At 54.9% G+C, this 854-nt stretch carries 1 protein-coding gene; it reads left to right on the forward strand.

Going from position 1 to position 854, the window contains the following annotated elements:
• The first annotated feature begins 76 nt into the window (after window positions 1-76).
• A protein-coding gene (locus ACR0MQ_RS22935) for an IS5 family transposase (RefSeq protein WP_480566953.1) occupies window positions 77-834 on the forward strand; the annotation gives its coding sequence in 2 pieces (ribosomal slippage) (window positions 77-398 and window positions 398-834; 759 coding nt in all).
• Window positions 835-854: the final 20 nt, after the last annotated feature.

Raw genomic sequence — 854 nt, forward strand, 5'->3', positions numbered from 1 at the left:
TAGGTTCTGGACCCATTAATTTGGTTGCCGTCATCTCGGCTGCATGATTCAAGCCCCTGAGTTTCAGGGGTATAACATGAGTAATCTATTCTGGCTGACCGACGAGCAGATGGCGCGGCTTCAGCCTTACTTTCCAAAGAGCCATGGCAAACCGAGAGTTGATGATCGTCGTGTACTGAGCGGGATTATTTTCATCAACCGCAATGGGTTACGTTGGTCCGATGCGCCGCGTGAATATGGACCACCAAAGACACTGTACAACCGTTGGAAGCGGTGGAGCGATATGGGTGTGTTCGCTCGGATCATGAACGGGCTGGCTGCTGAAGGCACGGATCAAAAGACAATCATGATTGACGCAACATATCTCAAAGCGCACCGCACGGCCTCCAGCCTGCGGTTGAAAAAGGGGGGCGCGGCAGGCTGATCGGGCGCACCAAGGGTGGCATGAATACGAAACTGCACGCTGTTACTGACAGCCTCGGACGCCCCATCCGCTTCTTCATATCTGCGGGCCAGGTCAGCGATTACACGGGCGCCAAGGCTCTGGTGAACAGTCTGCCATCGGCTGACTGGCTGCTGGGAGATCGAGGTTATGACGCAGACTGGTTCCGTGAAGCCCTTAATGACAGGGGAATAAATCCCTGTATCCCAGGTCGAAAGTCACGTGACAAGCCTGTCCGATACGACAAGCGCCGCTACAAACGACGCAACCGCATCGAGATCATGTTCGGACGCCTGAAGGACTGGCGGCGCGTCGCCACCCGATATGACAGATGCCCAAAGGTATTCCTCTCGGCTATCGCTCTAGCAGCTACCGTGCTGTTCTGGCTGTAAATCAATGAGTCTGGAGCCTA

This window comes from Ruegeria sp. AN6 (assembly GCF_056540425.1).